The sequence below is a fragment of the Flavobacterium sp. JAS genome, assembly GCF_020991455.1.
In the GTDB taxonomy this organism is placed as follows: domain Bacteria; phylum Bacteroidota; class Bacteroidia; order Flavobacteriales; family Flavobacteriaceae; genus Flavobacterium.
Genome location: NZ_JAJMOX010000067.1, coordinates 1 through 320, shown reverse-complemented (window position 1 = coordinate 320; position 320 = coordinate 1). Strand labels below are relative to the sequence as shown.

The following is a 320-nucleotide window of genomic DNA, read 5'->3' as shown; positions in this document are numbered from 1 at the left end:
TTTTTTGGTAATACATATTCTCCTCGTATAAGGTCTTCTCCTTCTACTCCTGGTAAAGCTTTACGATCAATCTTTCCATTTGGATTCAGCGGTAACTCATCCAGTTCAATATAAAAACCAGGAACCATATAATCGGGTAATTTTCCTTGAAGATAAGCGCGTAATTCTGATTTGTCTATACTTTCTGAAGCTGTAAAATAAGCAATCAGAACCTTCTCATGGTTGGATTCTTTTGCCTCTACTACAACTTGTTTTAAATTCTCAGAATACTGTAAAATTGCAGTCTCGATCTCCTCAAGTTCGATGCGGAAACCACGAAT

1 protein-coding gene is annotated in these 320 nt (G+C 36.6%); it reads right to left on the bottom strand.

Going from position 1 to position 320, the window contains the following annotated elements; genetic code table 11:
- Positions 1 to 320, bottom strand: a 320-nt coding sequence (locus tag LPB88_RS23770) for a hypothetical protein (protein WP_230718295.1), incomplete at both ends; no start/stop codon positions are given.